Source organism: Massilia brevitalea (assembly GCF_030711405.1).
GTDB classification, from domain to species: Bacteria; Pseudomonadota; Gammaproteobacteria; order Burkholderiales; family Burkholderiaceae_D; genus Telluria; species Telluria brevitalea.
This window is the reverse complement of the sequence record NZ_JAULSI010000003.1, coordinates 112,506-132,894: the sequence shown is the minus strand read 5'-3', so window position 1 is coordinate 132,894 and position 20,389 is coordinate 112,506. Positions and strand designations below refer to the sequence as shown.

Genomic DNA, 20,389 nt, shown 5'->3' with positions numbered 1-20,389 from the left:
TCCGGGCAGGATTGCGCGGATACGCCACGCGGCTAACTCAGTCTAGGGCGGCCATATCCGATGGCAAGCGCAGCCGGTCGCAGCATCACCAAACAATCTCGATTGGCCTGCGCTCGGATCGATGCGGCATAAGGAAGGCAGCCTCTGCCACGTCGCCGGCACCCTCAGCGCATTGCCTGAATGCAAAACCGGGGCTACACTCGTCTTTTTACCGACGAAGACACTGCCCGATGCGCGCCGCCAAACCGATCCGCTATGCCGGACGAATCACGACCTGGAAAGATGATCAGGGTTTCGGCTTCATCACGCCGAACGGCGGCGGGGCCACCGTCTTCGTCCACATCAGCGCGTTCGCAGGACAACGCACGCGCCCGGCCGGCAACGAGATCGTGACCTACGAACTGACGGCCAACGAGCGCGGACAGCCGCGCGCCGGCAAGGTCGCGTTCCATCGCGCAGGGGCCGGACGCCGCCAGGCAGCTGCGGGCGGCCTGGCGCGGCCGCTGCTGGCCTGCGGCTTTTTCGGCGCGCTCGCCCTGTTCGTGGCAGTTGGCCGCTTGCCTGCCTGGGCAGTGGCCGTGTATGCCGGCATCAGCGTGCTGACTTTCCTCGCCTATGCACGCGACAAGGCCGCGGCGCGCAGGGCTCAACGGCGCACCAGCGAGCGCGACCTGCACATGCTCGGCCTGGCCGGCGGCTGGCCCGGCGCCCTGCTGGCCCAGCACCTGCTCCGGCACAAATCGTCGAAGCCAGGCTTCCAGCCCGGCCTGTGGTTCACCGTCTTGGCCAACTGCGTGGCGCTTGGCTGGTTCATGAGCACGAGAGGGATGGCCTGAGCAGCCCCGCATGCAGGACCGGCCGCCGCGCAAGCGGGGCGGCGCAGGCGGAAGGCGCGGTATCTCGGGCGCGCTCGACTGCATATTCGTGGCGCGTGACCGCAACAGACAGACCATCGATGCCGGCGCCGGGTGCGGCGCCGTCAACAAAGCCCGGCTGGAGCGCCACCTGCTATGGTTGATGCCCTTTCACGGCGTCGCGTCGCGTTACCTGCCGAACTACCTGGGCTGGCGCCGGATGCTCGATGGCGGCAAGATTGCTTCTGCCGATCAATTGCTTCGCCTTGCAATCGAAACCATCCATATCAAACGGTGACAGCGCCAACGAAAAAAGCCGGGCACGCATGCCCGGCTTTCCATCACCCGCATGGCGGGCGTGCTTATTCCTTCAGGGCCGCAGCCAGCGCGGCGATGTTGCCTGCATCGGCGCCGACGGCCTTGACCAGGCGCTTGCCGTAGTCGGCGTCGGCCTTCCAGAAGTGCGACAGCATGGTGTTCAGGCTGTCGGCATTTTTCACCATCTTCAGGTCGCCCGACAGGTTGGCGATCAGGTCGTCGCGGTCCTGGCTGCTCAGCGAACGGTAGAACTCACCCGCCTGGCGGAAGTTCAGCGTCCTGGCGATGCGGGCCTGCTGGGTGCTGCCGCTCAGGGGCAGCGCGCTGCTGCGGGCGTTCGCGTCTTCCTTCAGCGGCGCCAGGCGGCTCGGCTCGTAGTTGACGATGCCCTTGCGGTTGCCGGAGCTGGCGGCGCCGTCGATGTGATTGTTGTTCACGGCCACCAGCGGCTTGTTGATCGGCAGCGACTGGAAGTTGGCGCCCAGGCGGTGGTGCTGGGTGTCGATGTACGAGAACAGGCGACCCTGCAGCATGCGGTCTTCCGAAGCCTCGATGCCCGGCACCAGGTTACCCGGAGCCATGGCCACCTGCTCGGTCGACTCGAAGACATTGTCCGGTACGCGGTTCAGCACCATGGTGCCGACCTTGCGCTCGGGCACGCCCGGCCAGATCTTGGTGGCGTCCAGCGGGTCGAAGTCGAACTTGGCGAGCTCGTCGGGTTTGAGCACCTGCACCGTCAGGTCCCACGACGGGAACTTGCCGGCGTTGATGGCGCCGTACAGATCGACCGTGGCGTGGCTGGTGCTCTTGCCCTGCACCACGGGAATCTCTTGCGGACGCAGGTTGCGCTCGCCCTGCTTCGACTTCCAGGCGAACTTGGCGTACACGTAGTCGCCGCGCGCATTCACCAGCTTGAGCGCGTGCACGCTGCTGCCGTTCATTTCGCGGTAGGTCGCCGGCGTGCCGTAGTTCGAATACACGCGGGTCAGCATGGCGGTCGCTTCCGGCACGTGCGAGAAGAAGTCGAACACGCGTTCCGGCTCCTGCACGTTCGAAACCGGCGACGGCTTCAGCGCGTGGATCATGTCCGGGAACTTGATGGCGTCGCGGATGAAGAAGATCGGCAGGTTATTGCCGACCAGGTCCCAGTTGCCCTCTTGCGTATAGAACTTGGTGGCGAAGCCGCGCGGATCGCGCGTGGTCTCGGCGCCGGAACGGCCCGGGATCACGGTCGAAAAGCGCACGAACACCGGCGTCTTGGTGTTCTTGGCGAACAGCTTTGCCTTGCTCAGGTCCGACAGATCGTCGGTGGCAATGAACTCGCCGTGGGCGCCGGTGCCGGTCGCGTGCACCACGCGCTCGGGAATGCGCTCGCGGTCGAAGCGCTGCAGCTTTTGCACCAGGTGCACGTCTTGCAGCAGGGTCGGGCCATTCGGGCCGGCGGTCTGGCTGTTCTGGTTGTCGCCGACCGGGGCGCCATTGTCCTTGGTCAGGGTCTGGGCCTGCGCGCCCTGCGTGAGGGCGATGACGCCGGATGCCAGCGTCAGCGCGCACAGCGCAATCCGGCCGAGGGACGGGGAAGTCATTTTCATAGCTACTACCTATCAACATTACTTTTTGGATAGTTATCCTAACCGCAATGCTGGCATAGTAGAAATTAATTATCCCTATGCCTACGATAGTTAAAGCCGACTACCAGCTCATCCTTTATAGCCCATCTGTTTCATGGCCGCCGTCAGCGTCTTCGCCGTCTTGGCATAACCGGCCCAGGGCTCGTTGCCGCGGTCCAGACGCGTGTGCGCGTTGGCCACGGTCCACTGGTCGCCCGACTTCAGGCCCGCCAGCTCGTCCCAGGCCAGCGGCACCGAGATGCCCAGTCCCGGACGGGTGCGCGCAGCCCAGGCGCAGACCGTGGTCGCGCCCTTTGCGTTGCGAAGGTAGTCGATGAAGACCTTGCCGACCCTGTTTTTCGCCCCGCTCTTGAAGGCGAAGCGGTCCGGCAAGGTCGTCGCCAGGTGCTTGACGATGGCTTGCGAGAAGCCCTTTACCGTGTCCCAGTCCTTGCCGCCCTTGATCGGCACCACCACGTGCAGGCCCTTGCCGCCGCTGGTCTTCAGGAAGTTCGACAGGCCGAGTTCGTCGAGGAAGGCGTGCATCAGCTGGGCCGCCTCCTGCATCGTGTGCCATGCCACGCCCTCGCCCGGGTCGAGGTCGAACACCATGCGGTCGGGCTTGTCGTAGGCCCTGGCGGTGGCGTTCTGGGTGTGGATCTCGACCACGTTGAACTGCGTCGCCGACAGGATGCCCTCGACGCTGGCAATCGTCAGCATCGGCGGATGGTCGGGGTCGAGCGCGGGGTCCATGTTTTCGACGCCTGGCATCTTCCCGGTATCGGCATGCTTCTGGAAGAACAGCTCGCCGCCCACGCCGGCCGGCGCGCGCACCAGCGATACCGGACGGCCTTTCAGGTGTTCCATCATCAGCTCGCCGACCAGCGCGTAGTAGCGCACCAGTTCGAGTTTGGTGATGCCGCTCTTCGCATCCATCACGCGCTCGCCGTGCGTCACCTTCAGCGTGGCCGGCAGCTTGCCGGCCGGGGCCACCGGTTCCGGTGCGCTGTCGGGCACCGCAGCGGGCGCCACATCCGAACTCACTTCGGATGCCACTTCGTCGATCGGCTTGGCGACCTCGCGCGTGATGCCCTGCGCCGGCTTGTCGCTGCGCAGGCCCTGGAAGACAGGGTGGCGCACCGCGCCGGCGCTCGTCCATTCCGAGAAGCTGACCTCGGCGATCAGCTCGGGCTTCACCCAATGGTGCTTGCGGCCGGCCACCGAGCGCGGCGGGAAGGGGCTCTTGTCGGTATCGAGCGCCTTCAACTTGGCGCTGACGTCGCGCAGGCTCTCGGCATTGAAGCCGCTGCCGACATTCCCCGCATAGCGCAGCACGCCGTCCTTGTCGTAGGTGCCCAGCAGCAGCGCGCCGACGCCGGTGCGCGAACCCTTGGGATCGGTGTAGCCGCCGATCACGAATTCCTGGCGCTGGCCGCACTTCAGCTTGATCCATTCCGGCGAGCGGCGCGACACGTAATGCGAGTCGCGCCGCTTGCCGATCACGCCTTCCAGGCCGATCTTGCAGGCCGCGATCACCAGGCCTTCCGGGTCGTTGCCGAACTCGGCGGAAAAGCGCACCGTCTCCGACGGCTTGGCCTGGATCAGCGCCCCTTCCAGCAGCGCGCGGCGGTCGACCAGCGCCACCTCGCGCAAATCGTAGCCGCCGAGATAAGGCGCGTCGAACAGGAAGTAGACGATCTGGGTGGCGTTGCTGCCGTCGAAGGCGAGCTGCAGCATGCCGAAGTTCGGGCGGCCGTTGGCGTCGTGGACGACGATCTCGCCGTCGTACCAGCCGCCCGGCAGGCCCATGCGTGCGATTTCCTGTTGCAGCGGGGCCAGCTTCTCGGTCCAGTCGTTGTTGTTGCGGGTGATCAGGCGGACGTCACCGTTCTCGATGCGGGTCAGCATGCGGTAGCCGTCGAACTTGACCTCGAACACCCAGTTTTCCGGGTCGGTCGGCGCGCCGTCGACCAGGGTGGCGAGTTCGGGCGCGAATTCCTTTGGCAGCGCCGCTTCGACCGCGCCTGCGGGCACACTCGGGTCCTGGGCGACGTCGGACCTGGTGCTGCGCTTGGCTGCCGCCTTCGTGGCGCGCTTGGCTGCCGGCTTCGCTGCGATCTTCTCTACCGCTTCCTCGGCAGCGGCGTCGGCCTTGGCCTTGACGGCGCGGCCGTTCTTACTGGCTTTCGCCTTGGCCGGAACCTTGGCGCGGCTGCCTGGCATCGGCAAATCCTTGACGCTGTCGGGCATCTCGTCGATTACCGAAAACTCGGCGGCGGGCCGGGCGTAGTCGTCCTTTTCCTTGATCAGGAGCCAGGGCTCCTGCTTTTCGCCGCGCCCTTTCATGCGCACCAGCACCCATCGGCCGTGCATCTTGTGGCCGTGCAGCTGGAACTTGAGGTTGCCGCTGCGGTAGCCCGCGTGCGGGTCGCCCTCGGGTTCCCAGGTGCCCTTGTCCCAGACGATGACCTTGCCGGCGCCGTACTGCTTTTCGGGGATCGTGCCTTCAAAATCGGAATAGGAAATCGGGTGGTCCTCGACGTGCACGGCCATGCGCTTGTCGTGGGTGTCGTAGCTGGGGCCTTTCGGCACGGCCCAGCTTTTCATGACCCCGTCGAGCTCGATCCGGAAATCGTAGTGGAGCCGGCTGGCCCAGTGCTTCTGGATGACGAAGGTGAGCGCGTCCTTCCCCGGCAGGCCGCCTTCGGCAGGCTCGGAAGTGATGGAAAAATCGCGCTTGGATTTGTAGACTTTCAGCGAGTCTGGCATGGCCCTCTCCTGCAACACGGCGATGCAGCCAGTCTAGGCGCGGCAGGCCGGCGCGACTGTTCGGCAGCTAACCGTGAACCTGCGCCATGGCTGTTTGTAACGGGATGTAATCCCTGTCAACGTTGTCGGACCGGACCGCGTTAAGGGCTCAGTAACGCCGGACAATGACCGACGGGACGCCTACACTTTTCCACTACTAAAGGAAAGCACACCATGAGCAAAATCGTCGCTACCCTGATCGCTGGCCTGTTCGCTACCTCGGCTTTCGCCCAGAGCACCGCCACCCAGGCAAGCACCCCGGCCACCAAGGCCGAGGCCAAGGAAGCCAAGGATGTCGCAAAGGCCGATGCCAAGGTAGAAAAGGCCCAGGCCGAAGCCAAGTCGGACGTCGCCGAAGCCAAGGCCGACGCCGCCAAGAAGAAAGCCAAGGCCGAGAAAAAGGCCACCAAGGAAAAAGCCGAGGCCAAGGCCGACGCTGCGGAGCACAAAGCTGACGCTGCCGACCACAAGGCCAGCACCACCGCTTCCACCAAATAAGGCCGCTCGAGCCCCCCTCCATATACCGCCAAAAAAGACAGGGTTCGCCCTGTCTTTTTTTCGCCTGCGGGTCTGCCATGCAAGCCGCATACGCCGCGGCTTGCTCTACAATGAAGCTTCCCTTTCGACCGAGAGCGCCATGCACAAGATCGTCTTCCTCGACCGCGACAGCCTGATCGCCCAGGTCCGCCGGCCCGCCTTTCCGCACGACTGGCAGGATCATGCGGCCACCGCGCCGGACCAGGTAGTCGAGCGCCTGCGCGGCGCCAGCATCGCCATCACCAACAAGGTGCCGCTGCGGGCCGAAGCCATTGCCCAGCTGCCGGAGCTGAAGATGGTGGCGGTGGCCGCGACCGGCACCGACAATGTCGACCTGGCAGCCTGCCGCGCGCGCGGCATTGTGGTCAGCAATATCCGCGATTACTCGGTGGTGTCGGTGCCCGAGCACTGCTTTACCCTGATGCTGGCCCTGCGCCGCAACCTGCGCGCCTATGTGGCCGACGTCGAGGCCGGGCGCTGGGAGCATTCGAGCCGCTTCTGCCTGCTGGACCACCCGATCGGCGACCTCTCAGGCAGCCGGCTCGGCATCGTCGGCTATGGCGCGCTGGGGCGGCGCGTGGCGCAGATCGGGCGCGCATTCGGGATGGAGGTGTGCGTGACGTCGCGCTCGCCGGTCGACGAGCCGGACGTGACGCCGATGCCGCTGGACGAACTGCTGGCCAGCTGCGACGTGATCAGCCTGCATTTGCCGCTGAACGAGCAGACGCGGCACATGATCGGCGCGCGCGAGCTGGGGCTGATGAAGCCGACCGGGCTCTTGATCAATACCGCGCGCGGCGGGTTGGTGGACGAGGCGGCGCTGGCCGAGGCGCTGATGCGGCGCACCATCGGCGGGGCCGGGTTCGACGTGCTGAGCAAGGAGCCGCCGGGGCAGGACAATCCGCTGCTGGGGCTGCGGCTGCCCAACTTTATTCTCACGCCGCATGTGGCGTGGGCGAGTGGCGGGGCGATGCAGACGCTGGCGGATATGTTGGTGGGGAATGTCGAGGCGTGGGAGGCGGGACGGCCGGCGAATGTGGTGTGATTCGCCGATGATCGGCCGGTGAGATGGTGGGTTCGAGAACCCACCCTACCCGCGTAGGGTGGGTACTTGTACCCACCATTGCGACACCAGCACATCGAAACGCGTCAATACGTCCCCGGCAGGAGAATATTCCTGTCCACATGCGTCACATCGCGCAAGCCGCAAAACGCCATCGTCAAATCCAGCTCGTTGCGGATGATCTCCAGGCACCTTGCCACCCCCGCCTCCCCCATCGCCCCCAGCCCGTACAGGAAGGGCCGGCCAATGTAGACGCCCTTGGCCCCCAGCGCCAGCGCGCGAATCACGTCCTGGCCCGAGCGGATGCCGCCGTCCATGTGCACCTCGATCTCTTTGCCGACCGCATCCACGATTCCCGGCAGCGCCCCGATGCTCGACTGCGCGCCGTCGAGCTGGCGCCCGCCATGGTTCGAGACGATCAGCGCATCCGCCCCGCTCTCCACGCACAGGCGCGCATCCTCGTTGTCCATGATGCCCTTGATGATCAGCTTGCCGCCCCAGCGGTTCTTGATCCACTCCACGTCGCGCCAGCTCAGCGCCGGATCGAACTGCTGCGAGGTCCAGGACGACAGCGAACTCATGTCCGACACGCTCTTCGCATGGCCGACGATGTTGCCGAAGTGGCGGCGCGGCGTGCGCAGCATGTTCAGGCACCAGCGCGGCTTGGTCGCCAGGTTCATCATGTTCGGGATCGTCAGCTTCGGCGGCGCCGTCATGCCGTTGCGGATGTCCTTGTGGCGCTGGCCCAGCACCTGCAAATCCAGCGTCAGCACCAGCGCCGAGCAATTCGCCGCTTTCGCGCGGTCGATCAGGCGCTCGATGAAATCGCGGTCCTTCATCACGTACAGCTGGAACCAGAACGGTTTTTTGGTGCGCGCCGCCACGTCCTCGATCGAGCAGATGCTCATGGTCGACAGCGTGAACGGCACGCCGATCTTCTCGGCCGCGCGCGCCGCCAGGATCTCGCCGTCGGCATGCTGCATGCCGGTCAGCCCGGTCGGCGCCAGGGCCACCGGCATCGCCACTTCCTGCCCTATCATCGTGCTCTTGAGGCTGCGGTCGACCAGGTTGACGGCCACGCGCTGGCGGAACTTGATGGCGGCGAAGTCCGTCTCGTTGGCGCGGTAGGTCGACTCGGTCCAGGAGCCGGCGTCCGCGTAGTCGTAGAACATGCGCGGCACGCGCCGCTTGGCCAGGACGCGCAAGTCTTCGATGGTCGTGATGATACTCATGCGTGCAGTTTCCTCTCGTCGGTGGAATGGGAAGCAGGTTGTGTCGGCGGGCGCGCCTCGGCCGCCAGCAGCGGCAGCGCGAGGATGAAGACGGTGCCCTCGCCCGGCGTGCTCTCGACCCGGATCGAGCCGCCCAGCAGCGAGGTCACGATGGTGTGCGCGATGTTCAGGCCCAGGCCGGTGCCGCCCTGGCCCATGCGCGTGGTGAAGAAGGGGTCGAACACGCGCGCCAGGTGCTCGGGTGCGATGCCGCGGCCGTCGTCGGCGAAGCGCAGCTCGATCCAGGCGGCGTCGAGCTGGCGCGCCGACAGGCGCATCTGCCCGCCGGGCCGCTCGAAGGCATGCAGCAGCGCGTTGTTGACGAAATTGATCATCACCTGGCCGAAGGGGCCGGGGTAGCTGTCCATCACGATCCCGTCCGGCACCTCGATGACCAGGCTGTGGCCGGCCATGCGCACCGTGTTCATCACGGTAGCCAGGATTTCCTGGCAGGCGCGCCCCAACTCAAAACGGCGGCGCTGGGCGCTGGCCTGGTCGACCGACACCTGGCGGAAACTGTTTACCAGTTCGGCCGCCTGGTGCAGGCTGCGCATGATCAGCTCCGAGGCTTCGCGCGTGGCGCCGATGTAGGCCGACAGCTCCGAACGGCGCAGCCCCGCCCCGTCCAGCGCGGCGTGGACGGCGGCCGTCCTGTCGTGCAGGGTGCTGGCCATCAGCAGGCTGTTGCCGATCGGCGTATTCAGTTCGTGCGCCACGCCGGCCACCAGCGAGCCGAGCGAGGCCAGCTTTTCCTGGGCCGCCAGCTGGGTTTGCGCATCCTTCAGCTGGCGGTAGGCCTGGGCATTGTCCAGCGCCACGCCGACGTAGGCGGCCAGCGTGCGCAGCATGTCGAGGTGCACGCGCTGGTAGGCGCCGCGCGCATAGCTCTGCACCGCCAGCGCCCCGAGCACGCGCTGGCCCACCGCCACCGGCAGGAACAACAGGGAGCATGGCAGCGCGCGCGGCGCCAGGTCGCCGTCCGCGCCAGGCAGCGCGCTTTCCGCCACCGCTTGCGGCGTGACGCCCGGCAGGTAGCGCCCGGATTCCCGCTCCAGGTCGTTGACGAAGACTTCGCGCCCGTGCTCGATGCTCCAGGCGGCCAGCGAGGCCGGATCGCGCCGCGCGCGCACCGAGGGGCCGCAGCGGCGGCCATCGACCACCGCATACGGAATGTCGAGCGCGCCCTCGCCTTCGCCATCGCCGCGCGCCACGACCACCGCGAACACCGGCGCGTCCATCAGCACCTGCACGTGCTCGTGCAGGGTGTCCATGATGGCCTCGATGTCGAGGTTCGCGGTCAGGCGCCGGCCGATGTCGGACAGCAGCGCGATGTTGCGGCGCGCCTGGTCGGCGGCGTCCTTCTGCTGCTCGGCCTCGCGCTTGCGCCGCTCGGCCGCGTCCTTTTGCAGCAGCAGCTCGGCGGTGCGCGCATTCACCTGGCGCTCGAGCCAGCCCTTTTGCTGGACCAGCGCGCGGATGCGGTAGCGGTAGGCGGCCAGCCCCGCCGCGCCCAGCAGCGCCAGCGCCAGCAGGCGGAACCACCAGGTCTTCCACCAGGGCGGCGTGATAGTGATCGCCAGCGACGCCGGCGCCTCGCTCCAGACGCCGTCCTTGTTACTGGCGCGCACGCGGAAGACGTAATCGCCGGCGTCCAGGTTGGTGTAGCTGGCAAAGCGTTTACCGGCATCGGTCTCGACCCAGGCTTCGTCGAACCCTTCGAGCCGGTAGGCATAGCGGTTGCTGCCCGGCGCCGCGTAGTGCAGCGCCGCGAATTCGAGCGCGAACACCGAGTCTCGCGACGGCAGCGTCACCGCCCCCTGAGGCAGCGCGCGCGGCTTGTTGAACACCGTGAAGCCGGTGACGCGCACCACGGGCGGATACGGATTGTCGCGGATCGCATCGGGCTGGAAGGAATTCATGCCGGTCACGCCGCCGAAATGCAGCTGCCCGTCCGGCCCGCGCGCGGCCGAACCGACGAAATAACTGCCGTCGATCAGGCCATCCTTGGCGGTGTAGTGCTTGTACTGGCCAGTGACCGGGTCGACGCGCGACAAACCGATGGTGGTGCTGGCCCACAGGCGCCCGGCGCCGTCTTCCAGCACCGCGCCGATCGGCATCGCCTGGCCGGTATCGGTAATCGTGAAATGGCGGAACACCGGCTTGCCGCCGGGGCCACGCTCCATGCGGTGCAGGCCGCCCGCGGTGCCGAGCCACAGCTCGCCTTTGCTACTCACCATCACGTCGTGGATGCGGTCGTGGCGCAGGCTGTCGGGGTCGGCGTCGTCATGGCGGTAGTGGGTGAAGCGATTCGTGGCGCGGTCGAAGCGGTCGAGGCCATTGTCGGTGCCGACCCACAGGATGCCGTCCTTGTCCTCGGCCATGGAGAACACGCGGTTGTCGCCCAGGCTTGCCGGGTCCGCCGGGTCGTGGCGCCAGGAGCGGCGCACCTTCAGGTCGGGGCCGAGCAGATACAGGCCGGCGCGCGACACCACCCAGGTGGCGCCGTCGCGCGTTTTCATCACCGCCTGGACCAGCGCGGCATTCCCGTCCGGGCCCAGGTCGACGCGGTGGAAGTTGCCGCCGGCTTCAAGGCTCCAGGCCAGGCCGGCCGGCGTGCCGGCCCACAGGCGGCCGTCGACAATCGACAGGCTGTGCACGGCGTCGCTCGGCAGCGAGCGCGGATTGCCGGCCTCGTGGCGCAGCGCACGCGTGCGGCCGCTGGCCGGGTCGAACAGCACCAGGCCACCGCCCGAGGTGCCGATCCACAGCTCGCCGTTGGCGCGCGCGGCGATGTCGCGTACCTTCTTGTAGCCGTTCTGGTAGCCGCTCTCGGGTTCGTAGCTGAAGTGCGAGAAGCCGCCGCTGGCCAGGTCGGTGCGGCTGACGCCGCCGAAGCGGGTGCCGACCCAGAGCGTGCCGGTGCGGTCAATGCGTACCGCCGCCACCTGGTTGTCGGACAGGCTGTGCTGGTCGAGCGCGCGGTTGCGGTAGGACACGAAGCGCCCGCTGGTGGGTTCGCGCCACTTCAGGCCGTCGAACTCGGTGCCGGCCCAGAGCGTGCCGCCGGCGTCGATGTACAGCGCCAGCACGCGCAAATCGCCCATGCCTTCGTCCGCGCCGACCGCGCGCCGCTGCGGCTCACCCCCACCCTCGCCGGGGCGCCACTCCTCGATGCCGGCGTCGGTGCCGACCCACAGGGTGTCGCGCGGGCCCATGGCCAGCGCCGTCACGCGGGCGCGGCGCGGGTCGCCGTTCAGGGGAGCGAAGTAGACCAGCCGGTCCGCGCCCGGCGCCAGGCGCGCAACGCCCTCCAGGGTCCCGACCCAGAGCGCACCCTGGGCGTCGAAAGCCAGCGCATTCACGATGTGGTCGCCCGTGGTGCCGAGGCGGCTGCCGGGCTGGCGAATGGTGGTGAAGCTGCCCGTGCGCGGATCGAAGCGTTTCAGGCCATCGCTGGTGCCGAGCCAGAGCATGCCGTGGCGGTCGACAGCAATCGCATTCACGCTGCGGTTGGCGCGCTCGCCGGTGCCGGTTTCGAGCAGGGTGTAGCGCACGAACTTGCCGCTGGCCGGATCGAGGCGCGCCAACCCGCCCTTGGTGCCGAACCAGAGCCGCCCTTCGGCATCTTCGAGCGAGGCGTTGACGTAGCCGTCGGGCAGCGATGCCTGGTCGCGCGGGTCGTTGCGGTAAGCGGTGATGCGGTAGCCGTCGTAGCGGTTCAGGCCAGCCTGGGTGCCGAACCACATGAAGCCCTGGCGGTCCTGCAGGATGGTGAGCACCGATTCCTGGGTCAGGCCGTGCTCGATGGACAGGCGTTCGAAACGCAGGTTGCGTGGTGCGGCGGCGTTGGCTGCATTGGCGAAGATGCTCGCCAGCAGCAGGCAGGCGATTGCGCGCAAGGCGCCACGCCATGTGGTGAACCCCAGCATAAGTATCAGTATCCGAAACAGATGCGATCAATCTACCAGATGCCGCCAGAGAGTTGTAATAAATTAAGACTTCCCCGATGGGGATGCCGCTGCTATAATGCGTGCANATGTGGTGAACCCCAGCATAAGTATCAGTATCCGAAACAGATGCGATCAATCTACCAGATGCCGCCAGAGAGTTGTAATAAATTAAGACTTCCCCGATGGGGATGCCGCTGCTATAATGCGTGCATCGGGCGGCTGTAGCTCAGCTGGATAGAGTACTTGGCTACGAACCAAGGGGTCGTGGGTTCGATTCCTGCCAGCCGCACCAAGAAATACGGAAGGCCAGATCGCAAGATCTGGCCTTTTTCGTTTTGGGCGCTTACCCTGCGGCGTCCGCAGCCCTCGCCGCCTGTCGCTCAAGCCGCCCTGGCCTCCCACGGCAGAGCGAGGTCGTAGCTAAACCCGCACAATGGCTGGGCGTTGCCCGTGTAGGGATACTCGGCAAGCTCCTCATCCGCCTGCAGAAGCAAGGGCAATTCTCTCGACGCAAATCTGCCTTCGACGATGGACTCAAGGTTATCCATGTAGCCCTGCAGTTGCTCATGAAAGACACCATCGTCTTCCATCATATCGAGCTCATAGGTGTTGACCATGTAGTTGGCAAATGCATTCTGCTCGATAAACTGACGGAACTGACCCAGCAATATGTCAGTCGACCCTCCCAGGAACCCTGCCAGCGCAGCACGCCTGGCGTCGAAGTTGGCCAAAGCCTGTTCGCGCGACGTCAGCAATAAAGGAACCTCTTGGTATAAGCGTATGTCGTCCTTTCGAAACAGCGACAGCCATAGCACGGGCAGACAATATTCAGCCTCCAGCAGCTGGTGCAATCCAGGCTCATCGCTTGCGAAAAAGTCCTGCTCCACGCCCAACAGGTAAACACGGTTGGCCATCACTACGCTCCAATATATGAAATTGCCATTATTGTAAGGTCATAAACTGGCTCCTGGCGCCCGCACACATAATCGAGCTGTTAGTTACCGCCCAACTATAAATATGCTAAGGGATACGATTCAATCCAACCCAATTCGCGTGCCAAGAGCCACAAGCCGGCGCTGCATTGGCTCCCTTCCCTTTTTAGGCCTGCCCCGCTATAATGCGTGCTCGGGCGGCTGTAGCTCAGCTGGATAGAGTACTTGGCTACGAACCAAGGGGTCGTGGGTTCGATTCCTGCCAGCCGCACCACGAATTGCAAGGCCAGATCGCGAGATCTGGCCTTTTTCGTTTTGGCCGGCGCCAAGCCCCTTCGGATTCAATCACTCTATAGCGCCCTGTTGCTGCCGCTTTCGTAGCTGACGGTTGCCACGAACGGCCAGTCTGAGGGATCACCTCCGGTCTGCTGCGCCCATGCCTTACGATGCGGATAGAGCAGCGTTTCACACCATTGCTCGATAGACTTCGGCATGCGCGATGGATCGGACTTGACGGCTTCGTAGAACGCGCGCCCCTTGGCGACGACATAGCAGCGCGCATAGAGAAAGCCATCATCCGACCCGGCAGACTCGCCGGCCTGGTCGGCGAATCGCTCCCCATCGATGGCGTACAGCTTTTCAGAGAGCGCTTCTTCAAACGCGAACAGTTCCGCCTCCGACTTCATGCCCAACCGAGCCCCCAATGGCGCTATGGCCTCATCCTCGTCGCCGTCATCCAACGCAGTCACATCGATCAGTGCAATCAGTTGCCAGAATTCGTGGTCGGTCATAACAATATCCACATGAAGGTCATCACTTTTCGTAAGGGCTGCTAGGCGCAAGACGGGTGCAGCCCGGTTCCGGCATGAACGACTGTTCCCGGCCTGTTTAACGACTCAGGCCGATGCAAACGGAAACGGGTCGATACCTGGTGAGGAAGTATCTCATCACTGTGCCGCGAGATGAACGCTTTATCGAAGGTGCAAAGGCAGAGGACATGCATCTTCCCTTTTCCCGGATGCCCCGCTATAATGCGTGCCTCGGGCGGCTGTAGCTCAGCTGGATAGAGTACTTGGCTACGAACCAAGGGGTCGTGGGTTCGATTCCTGCCAGCCGCACCACGAATTGCAAGGCCAGATCGCAAGATCTGGCCTTTTTCGTTTGCGCATTCGAAACGCGGTCGGCCTCATCCGGTGCAATGCCAGCACGATAAAATTATCGCTTCCCTAATCTGGCAAGCTTGGCTATAATGCGTGCCTCGGGCGGCTGTAGCTCAGCTGGATAGAGTACTTGGCTACGAACCAAGGGGTCGTGGGTTCGATTCCTGCCAGCCGCACCAACTTTTTCAAGGAAATGGCTCAAAAGAAATTCTGAGCCATTTTTCTTTCCGCCTCCGGTTTTGCACGCGTACCGGCATCGCGCTACCCTCCCCCGCTTTTTTTCCATCCTACGGTCAAGCGATTCGCTTAAACAGCGCTTAGCTCTGCACAGGAGCTACACTTCTCTTTTTGTAGGACTGCGCTGACATTATCCCAGCAATGCTTATGATCTTTTGCTCAACAAAACGAGACCATCCATTCTCCCTCTAGAGGCCACTCAAATTCCTCGCCATATAGAATCATGTTCCGCTGAGCATTAGTGTCACCCATACGTCACACCTCAGCATCGCTTTCCCGCTGCGCTTCGCAGCTTGCTAGCATGAACATCCCCCGATTGCCACAATCCGGCCGCAGCCGCGGCCGACTTATGCGTGAGGATGCTATGAGAAAACCCACTTTACGAAGTTCGTTACTCGCTGCAGTCGTGCTGGCAGGCGCGTCGCTGGGCTCGGCGGCGCAGGCCCAGGTCATCGGGAATTCGCCGCAGGCACTCGACCTGGTCGACGACTCCGCCTTCTTCGGCGACAGCCTGGAGGAAGGCAACAGCGGCGCCACCTTTGCCGACCGCTTCACGTTCACGGTCGACGAGGCGCTGGGGGTGAACGTCGACGCCATCGTCGGCTCGGTCAGCCGCACGGCCGGCGTCGGACTGGACATCACCGGGCTCTGGATCTACGACGGCAACGACACCCTGGTCAGCACGGGGACGTCGCTGCAGTCGGGCGCGGTGGACGTGTGGACGGTGACCGGCGACGCCCTGGCCGTGGGCGACTACTACCTGCGGGTCGACGGCAACGTCGTCTCCAGCGAAGGCGCCTCCTTCGGCGGCGCAATCATGCTGGCGCCGGTGCCGGAACCCGAAACCTACGGCATGATGCTGGGCGGCCTGGGCATCCTGGGCTTCCTGGCGCGCCGCCGCCAGGCCAAGCGCGGTTGATCGCCTGGCGCGCCACCTGCCGGCGCAAAAAAACGGAGACGCTCGCGTCTCCGTTTTTGTCCTTCATCTTCCGCTTCAGGTGCGCAGTTTCTTGATGATGCTGCGGTTGCCCAGGATTTCCTCGATCTGCTCGAAGCGCACCGGCTTCACCATGTGATGGTCGAAGCCGGCCTCGAAGGCCAGCTGGCGGTCCTTTTCCTGGCCCCAGCCGGTCACCGCGATCATCACCGTCATCGCACCCGACGACAGCTTGCGGATGCCGCGCGCCAGGTCGTAGCCCGACATCTGCGGCAGGCCGATGTCGAGGAAGGCATAGTCCGGGCAGAAGCGTGCGGCCGCCGCCAGCGCATCCGGCCCGTTGTGGGTGATGACCACGCTGTGCCCCATGGCGGTGAGCAGCGCGCCGATACTGTTGACGAAGTCGACGTTGTCGTCGGCCAGCAGGATGCGGTAGGTCTCGGTGCTGATGAAGGCGGCCGGGGTCGGTTTGCTGAGCGGTTCCGGCTCGACCACGATCGGCAGGCGCACCGAGAAGCAGGAGCCGCGGCCCAGGCCTTCGCTGCGGGCGGTAATCGTGCCGCCGTGCAGTTCGACCAGTTTGCGCGCCAGCGACAGGCCCACGCCCAGGCCGGCGTTGGTGCGCTCCAGCGTCGAGTCGACCTGCACGAACATCTCGAACACCGAATCGAGCATCTCGGGCGCCAGGCCGATGCCGGTGTCCGACACTTCCAGCACCAGGGTCTTGTCCTCGACGTGGCCGGACAGCGTGACGCGTCCGCCGCGGTTGGTGTACTTGGCGGCGTTGTTCAGCAGGTTCGACAGGATCTGCGCCAGGCGCGTGGCGTCGCCGTGCAGGAACACCGGGCGGTCCGGCAAATCCAGCACCAGTTCATGTCCGTGCAGCTCGATATAGGAACGCACCACTTCCAGCGCATCGTTGACGACCGCCTTCAGCTCGACGCGGCCCATCTTGATGGCGAACTTGCCGGTATTGATGCGCGAGACGTCCAGCAGATCGTCGACCAGGCGCACCATCTGGCGCAGCTGGCGTTCCATGATGTCGGTGGCGCGCTGGGTGGCCTGGGCGTCGCCGCTGCGGATGCGCAGGATGTCGAGGCCGGTGCGGATCGGCGCCAGTGGGTTGCGCAGTTCGTGCGCCAGGGTGGCGAGGAATTCGTCCTTGCGACGGTCGGCCACGATCAGTGCATCTTCGGCTTTCTGGCGCACGTCCATCTCGTGTTCGAGGGTGCGGTTGGCCGCCTGCAGGGCGTCGGCGCGGCGCCCGATCTCGGCCAGCATGTCGTTGAAGGCGTCGACCAGCACCCCGATCTCGCCGCTGTTATTGCCCGGCACGCGCAGGGTGAAATCGCGCTGCTGCATCACCTGGCGCGCCACGTTGGTTACCGCTTCCAGCGGGCGCGTGATGGCGGCCTGCAGGCGCGAGGCCACCAGGCCGGCAATCACCAGCGCGCCCAGCATCACGCCGCCGAGAATCGCCCCGTAGTTCAGCAGGCGGTCGACCAGGCCGTAGCGCGAGCGCAGGTAGACCGTGCCGACCAGCTCGCCGTTTTCGACGATGTTGTGCCAGACCTCGAGCCCGCCGCGCTCGATGAAGTAGCCGGCCGCGCGCGGACGCGTCGGCAGCACCTGGTCGCTGCCGGCTTTCACGTAGCTGGCAAAGCGCGTGCCGGAAGCGGTGAAGACGGCGCCGGACAGGATCTGCGGGCGCGCGCGCAGCACCGCCAGCTGCTGCTGGGCGGTCTTGGCGTCGGAAAACGCCAGGGCCGGCGCGGTGACGCTGGCCATGATGTCGGCCTGGGTGGTCAGGTCGTCGATCCACAAGCGCTGGAAGGTGCGCAAATCGAGCACCAGCATGGCGATCGAGGCCGACAGCAGGGCCGCCAGCGTGGTGAACACCGCCATCTTGATCAGTTTGCTGCGGACGGAGCCGGTATCGTGCGCGTTCATCAGGAATTCCCCTTCACGACACGGTTGGCGACGGTAAGCAGCCGCGAACTGAGTTTCACGTTATTTCTCTCTGCTGAATCGAGGGATACGTCGAAGCGCACACGCTCGTCGACGATCCTGAAATTGATGACACTTCCCTGCTGCAGGCCGAGCTCGCACTCGGTGACCGGCAGCAGCGCCGGCGGGCTGCTTTTCAGGATGCGGCCGGCGCGCGCGCTGTCGCTGCCGGCGACGAACAGCAGGTGCACGGCATTCCCGCCTTCTCCTTCGCGCAGCTGGCGCACCACCACCGGGCGCCCGCCCACGTTGCGGCCGGCCACCACGCGCGCCAGCTCGGCTGCCATTTCGTCGGAACCGATCACACCGATCGTGACTGGCGCGCCGGGGTCGGCAAAGGCGCCGGCCGGGAATTCGGCATAGCCCAGGAATTTATAGAGAAAGGCCGCCTTGACGCGGCGCTCGAGCGCCTGGCTGGCGCCGCCGCTTTCGGCCAGCGCCGGCGGCGGCGTGATGGCCGCGGCCGTGAACAGGGCCGCGGCGCAGGCCAGGGTCCAGCCGGCCAGGCCGGAAGGACGCCACCATGGACGCCCGGACTGGATGGCAAGCGGCCGCGCCGTGGCGCCGGGCATTCCGGCGGGCGGCGTGGTAGAGAATAGGGATCGGTGTCGAATCATTGGCCGCTTAAAATTGCAGGATCGCGCTGAAGCCCACGTTGCGCTCGAAGGTCTGGCGCAGGCCCGGCTCGCCGAATTCGGCATGCTGATTGTGCAGCAGGTTGCGCCCGACCAGGGCGAGTTCGAGGTTCGGCCTGGCTTGCCATGCGATGCGCGCGTCGAGCTCATGATAGCCCGGTAAGGCGGGGCGCGTCAGCCTGCCGACGCGCCGCAGCGCGAAATCGAGTTGCACATCGGCGCTCAGCTCATGCGCCGAGCGCAGGCTCCAGTAGTGTTTCGGGTCGTTGCTGGCCATGCCCAGCAGGCGCGACCAGTCGCGGCTGGCCTCGTCGGTGCGGATGCGCACGTCCTGGAACACGGCGCCGCCCGACAGCCGCCAGCCGCGCAGCACCTGCCAGCTGGCCCAGGTCTCCAGGCCGCTCGCGCGTCCGCGGGCATGGTTCTCGAACTGCGCCGGCATGCGCGGCCGCAGTTCCAGCGTGCGCAGGCGGTCGTACTCGCTGTGGAACAGGGTGGCCGAATACGAGATCGCCGGAGTAGGCTGGGCGCGGTAGCCGAACTCGATCACGCGCGCGGTCTCGGATTCGAAACCCGGTCCGCCCTCGACAAAGTAGCGTGGCACCCCACCCGGGGCGGCGCCGGCGGCCAGGCGCAGGTCGCGGTCGATGCGCGACGGCGCGCGCGCCGTGCGCGACAGCGCCGCCCAGGCCAGCGCATTCGGGCCCACGTCCCAGGCCAGGCGCGCGCTCGGCAGCCACTCGACGCCGGTGTACACATTGTGTTCGGCCTTGATGCCGGCGGTGGCGCGCAGGGTATCGGTCAGGGCGATCTCGTCCTGCACGAACAGATTCGCCCAGCGCAGGGTCTTGTTCTCGTCGAGCATGCTCAACCAGGGGCTGCTGCGGATGCGGTCGCGGCTGATGCGGTAGCCGCCGCCCCAGGCCAGGCTGTGGCGCTCGCCGGCGCGCAGGTTGTGCTGGGCTTCGAGGTCCAGGGTTTCCAGGCGCTGGGCGCCGAGGGTCTGCTCGCGCCGCGTGTGGTCGAGGTAGGCCTGCAGGCGCAGGATCGAGCCGTCGGCCAGGGTGCGCAGCGAGCGCGCCGCCAGGTTGGCGCCGTCGAGCCGGGTGTCCTGTGCGCCGATCTCGTCGAGCTTGCCGTCATACACGTCGCCGCTGACGCTGGTGCTGCGGCCCTCGCCGTCCCAGTCGGCGCGGAAGCCCGCCTGCTGGCGGCGCCAGCCGGTGCCGCTGACGCTGCCGTCCTCGCGGCCGATGTCGTCGTGGCGGACCAGCTTGGCATAGGCGCGGTAGTGGCCGCCATTGCCGAGCTCGCCGCCGTGGCGCAGCGAAGCGCTGGCGCCCTCGGCGCCGCCGCGCACCACAAGCCGGTTGTCCTGGGTATCGCGCGCCGATTTGGTGATGATGTTGATGACGCCGTTGACGGCGTTCGCGCCCCAGATGGTGGCGCCGGGCCCGCTGATGACCTCGATGCGCTCGATGTCGGCCATGACCACATCGTGGGTATCCCAGAACACACCGGAAAACAGCGGCGAGTACACGCTGCGGCCGTCAATCAGCACCAGCAGCTTGTTCGCCAGCGTCGAGCCAAAGCCGCGCGCGCTGATGGCGTAGTCGTGGGCATCGGCGCGCGCCACCTGCAGGTTCGGCGCCAGGCGCAGCGCTTCCGGCAGGCTTGTTGCGCCGGAGCGACGGATATCCGTGCCGCTGATCACGAATACCGAGGCCGGCGCCTCGGACAGGCGCGTTTCCTGGCGCGCCACGGAAGTAACGACCACATCCGCCAATTGCTCCAGCGAATAGTCGGCCAGCGACCCGCCCTCCTGGGCCTGAACGTCGGGGAACACCGTAAGTAGCCCCGCAAAGGCGCAAGTCGGCAGACATCGTTTTAACATATTTGCCATGGTAAAACATTTTCTGGCATGCACCAAGGGTGTGCGCCTGTCGTGCGCGGGGATTCTGGCTGCATAAGCTAGCCGCTTTGCCCTGCTCGGCTGTTACAAAGCTGTTACAGCCATATACGGACACTATATCTGTCATTACAAATATAAATTGGAAACTTTTGTTGCGT

Annotated in this window: 13 protein-coding genes, 4 tRNA genes and 1 pseudogene; 9 read left to right on the top strand and 9 right to left on the bottom strand. The window is 65.6% G+C overall.

Going from position 1 to position 20,389, the window contains the following annotated elements:
- Positions 1-230 precede the first annotated feature (230 nt).
- Together QWL29_RS02585 and QWL29_RS02580 are read left to right on the top strand one after the other, a co-directional pair.
- Positions 231-836 carry a DUF1294 domain-containing protein gene (locus QWL29_RS02585; RefSeq protein WP_305821317.1) on the top strand — a complete coding sequence of 202 codons (606 nt, stop codon included), beginning with the start codon at positions 231-233 and terminating at the stop codon, positions 834-836.
- A 7-nt stretch (positions 837-843) separates the two neighbouring features.
- Positions 844-1,152: pseudogene (locus tag QWL29_RS02580) on the top strand (IS1595 family transposase); the annotation flags it as partial.
- Positions 1,153-1,216: 64 nt separating this feature from the next.
- Here the strand turns inward: QWL29_RS02580 and QWL29_RS02575 are convergent.
- Positions 1,217-2,764: a catalase gene (locus QWL29_RS02575; RefSeq protein WP_305821316.1), complete on the bottom strand. Its 1,548-nt coding sequence runs from the start codon at positions 2,762-2,764 to the stop codon at positions 1,217-1,219.
- Between the two features lie 108 nt (positions 2,765-2,872).
- Positions 2,873-5,551: a DNA ligase D gene (gene ligD / locus QWL29_RS02570; protein WP_305821315.1), complete on the bottom strand. Its 2,679-nt coding sequence runs from the start codon at positions 5,549-5,551 to the stop codon at positions 2,873-2,875.
- A gap of 213 nt (positions 5,552-5,764) precedes the next feature.
- Here ligD and QWL29_RS02565 point away from each other — a divergent pair, with 213 nt between their 5' ends.
- Together QWL29_RS02565 and QWL29_RS02560 are read left to right on the top strand one after the other, a co-directional pair.
- Positions 5,765-6,088, top strand: a complete 324-nt coding sequence (locus tag QWL29_RS02565; RefSeq protein WP_305821314.1) for a hypothetical protein — start codon at positions 5,765-5,767, stop codon at positions 6,086-6,088.
- A gap of 139 nt (positions 6,089-6,227) precedes the next feature.
- Complete coding sequence (locus QWL29_RS02560) at positions 6,228-7,172, top strand: D-2-hydroxyacid dehydrogenase (RefSeq protein ID WP_305821426.1); 945 nt, start codon at positions 6,228-6,230, stop codon at positions 7,170-7,172.
- Positions 7,173-7,276: 104 nt separating this feature from the next.
- On the opposite strand, the gene QWL29_RS02555 is transcribed toward QWL29_RS02560, so the two are convergent.
- Positions 7,277-8,422 carry an alpha-hydroxy acid oxidase gene (locus QWL29_RS02555; protein ID WP_305821313.1) on the bottom strand — a complete coding sequence of 382 codons (1,146 nt, stop codon included), beginning with the start codon at positions 8,420-8,422 and terminating at the stop codon, positions 7,277-7,279.
- On the bottom strand, positions 8,419-12,390 hold the full coding sequence (locus tag QWL29_RS02550; RefSeq protein WP_305821312.1) for a sensor histidine kinase: 3,972 nt from the start codon (positions 12,388-12,390) through the stop codon (positions 8,419-8,421). The genes QWL29_RS02555 and QWL29_RS02550 overlap by 4 nt, the downstream gene beginning before the upstream one ends.
- Before the next feature lie 236 nt (positions 12,391-12,626).
- Between QWL29_RS02550 and QWL29_RS02545 the strand changes: the two genes are divergently transcribed.
- Positions 12,627-12,703: transfer RNA gene (locus QWL29_RS02545), tRNA-Arg, on the top strand.
- Positions 12,704-12,791: 88 nt separating this feature from the next.
- On the opposite strand, the gene QWL29_RS02540 is transcribed toward QWL29_RS02545, so the two are convergent.
- Complete coding sequence (locus tag QWL29_RS02540; protein ID WP_305821311.1) at positions 12,792-13,325, bottom strand: hypothetical protein; 534 nt, start codon at positions 13,323-13,325, stop codon at positions 12,792-12,794.
- A gap of 215 nt (positions 13,326-13,540) precedes the next feature.
- Between QWL29_RS02540 and QWL29_RS02535 the strand changes: the two genes are divergently transcribed.
- Positions 13,541-13,617, top strand: a tRNA-Arg gene (locus tag QWL29_RS02535).
- A 76-nt stretch (positions 13,618-13,693) separates the two neighbouring features.
- On the opposite strand, the gene QWL29_RS02530 is transcribed toward QWL29_RS02535, so the two are convergent.
- The gene (locus QWL29_RS02530) at positions 13,694-14,134 is read right to left on the bottom strand and encodes a DUF4240 domain-containing protein (RefSeq protein WP_305821310.1); all 441 of its coding nucleotides are present in this window, start codon (positions 14,132-14,134) and stop codon (positions 13,694-13,696) included.
- 253 nt (positions 14,135-14,387) lie between these two features.
- Here QWL29_RS02530 and QWL29_RS02525 point away from each other — a divergent pair.
- The 3 genes from QWL29_RS02525 (at position 14,388) to QWL29_RS02515 (ending at position 15,659) form a co-directional block, all read left to right on the top strand.
- Positions 14,388-14,464: transfer RNA gene (locus QWL29_RS02525), tRNA-Arg, on the top strand.
- A gap of 141 nt (positions 14,465-14,605) precedes the next feature.
- Positions 14,606-14,682, top strand: a tRNA-Arg gene (locus QWL29_RS02520).
- A 464-nt stretch (positions 14,683-15,146) separates the two neighbouring features.
- Positions 15,147-15,659, top strand: a complete 513-nt coding sequence (locus QWL29_RS02515; RefSeq protein ID WP_305821309.1) for an FxDxF family PEP-CTERM protein — start codon at positions 15,147-15,149, stop codon at positions 15,657-15,659.
- A gap of 75 nt (positions 15,660-15,734) precedes the next feature.
- Here QWL29_RS02515 and QWL29_RS02510 read toward each other — a convergent pair whose 3' ends face one another.
- From QWL29_RS02510 to QWL29_RS02500, 3 genes are read right to left on the bottom strand one after another with little or no spacing between them, the layout of a single operon-like run.
- Entirely contained in the window at positions 15,735-17,627 is a 1,893-nt protein-coding gene (locus QWL29_RS02510; RefSeq protein WP_305821308.1) for a sensor histidine kinase, YfiR-like protein-associated, read from the bottom strand.
- The gene (locus tag QWL29_RS02505; protein WP_305821307.1) at positions 17,627-18,256 is read right to left on the bottom strand and encodes a TOL_0243 family YfiR-like periplasmic protein; all 630 of its coding nucleotides are present in this window, start codon (positions 18,254-18,256) and stop codon (positions 17,627-17,629) included. The genes QWL29_RS02510 and QWL29_RS02505 overlap by 1 nt, the downstream gene beginning before the upstream one ends.
- Before the next feature lie 52 nt (positions 18,257-18,308).
- Positions 18,309-20,165 (bottom strand): TOL_0244 family TonB-dependent receptor, encoded by a 1,857-nt coding sequence (locus QWL29_RS02500; RefSeq protein WP_305821306.1) that lies wholly within the window; start codon positions 20,163-20,165, stop codon positions 18,309-18,311.
- Positions 20,166-20,389: the final 224 nt, after the last annotated feature.

Excerpts from the sequence above, each read along its gene's own strand:
- QWL29_RS02585 (WP_305821317.1), top strand. The coding sequence starts at position 231 with ATGCGCGCCGCCAAACCGATCCGCTATGCCGGACGAATCACGACCTGG.
- QWL29_RS02575 (WP_305821316.1), bottom strand. The coding sequence starts at position 2,764 with ATGAAAATGACTTCCCCGTCCCTCGGCCGGATTGCGCTGTGCGCGCTG.
- ligD (WP_305821315.1), bottom strand. The coding sequence starts at position 5,551 with ATGCCAGACTCGCTGAAAGTCTACAAATCCAAGCGCGATTTTTCCATC.
- QWL29_RS02565 (WP_305821314.1), top strand. The coding sequence starts at position 5,765 with ATGAGCAAAATCGTCGCTACCCTGATCGCTGGCCTGTTCGCTACCTCG.
- QWL29_RS02560 (WP_305821426.1), top strand. The coding sequence starts at position 6,228 with ATGCACAAGATCGTCTTCCTCGACCGCGACAGCCTGATCGCCCAGGTC.
- QWL29_RS02555 (WP_305821313.1), bottom strand. The coding sequence starts at position 8,422 with ATGAGTATCATCACGACCATCGAAGACTTGCGCGTCCTGGCCAAGCGG.
- QWL29_RS02550 (WP_305821312.1), bottom strand. The coding sequence starts at position 12,390 with ATGCTGGGGTTCACCACATGGCGTGGCGCCTTGCGCGCAATCGCCTGC.
- QWL29_RS02540 (WP_305821311.1), bottom strand. The coding sequence starts at position 13,325 with ATGGCCAACCGTGTTTACCTGTTGGGCGTGGAGCAGGACTTTTTCGCA.
- QWL29_RS02530 (WP_305821310.1), bottom strand. The coding sequence starts at position 14,134 with ATGACCGACCACGAATTCTGGCAACTGATTGCACTGATCGATGTGACT.
- QWL29_RS02510 (WP_305821308.1), bottom strand. The coding sequence starts at position 17,627 with ATGAACGCGCACGATACCGGCTCCGTCCGCAGCAAACTGATCAAGATG.
- QWL29_RS02505 (WP_305821307.1), bottom strand. The coding sequence starts at position 18,256 with ATGCCCGGCGCCACGGCGCGGCCGCTTGCCATCCAGTCCGGGCGTCCA.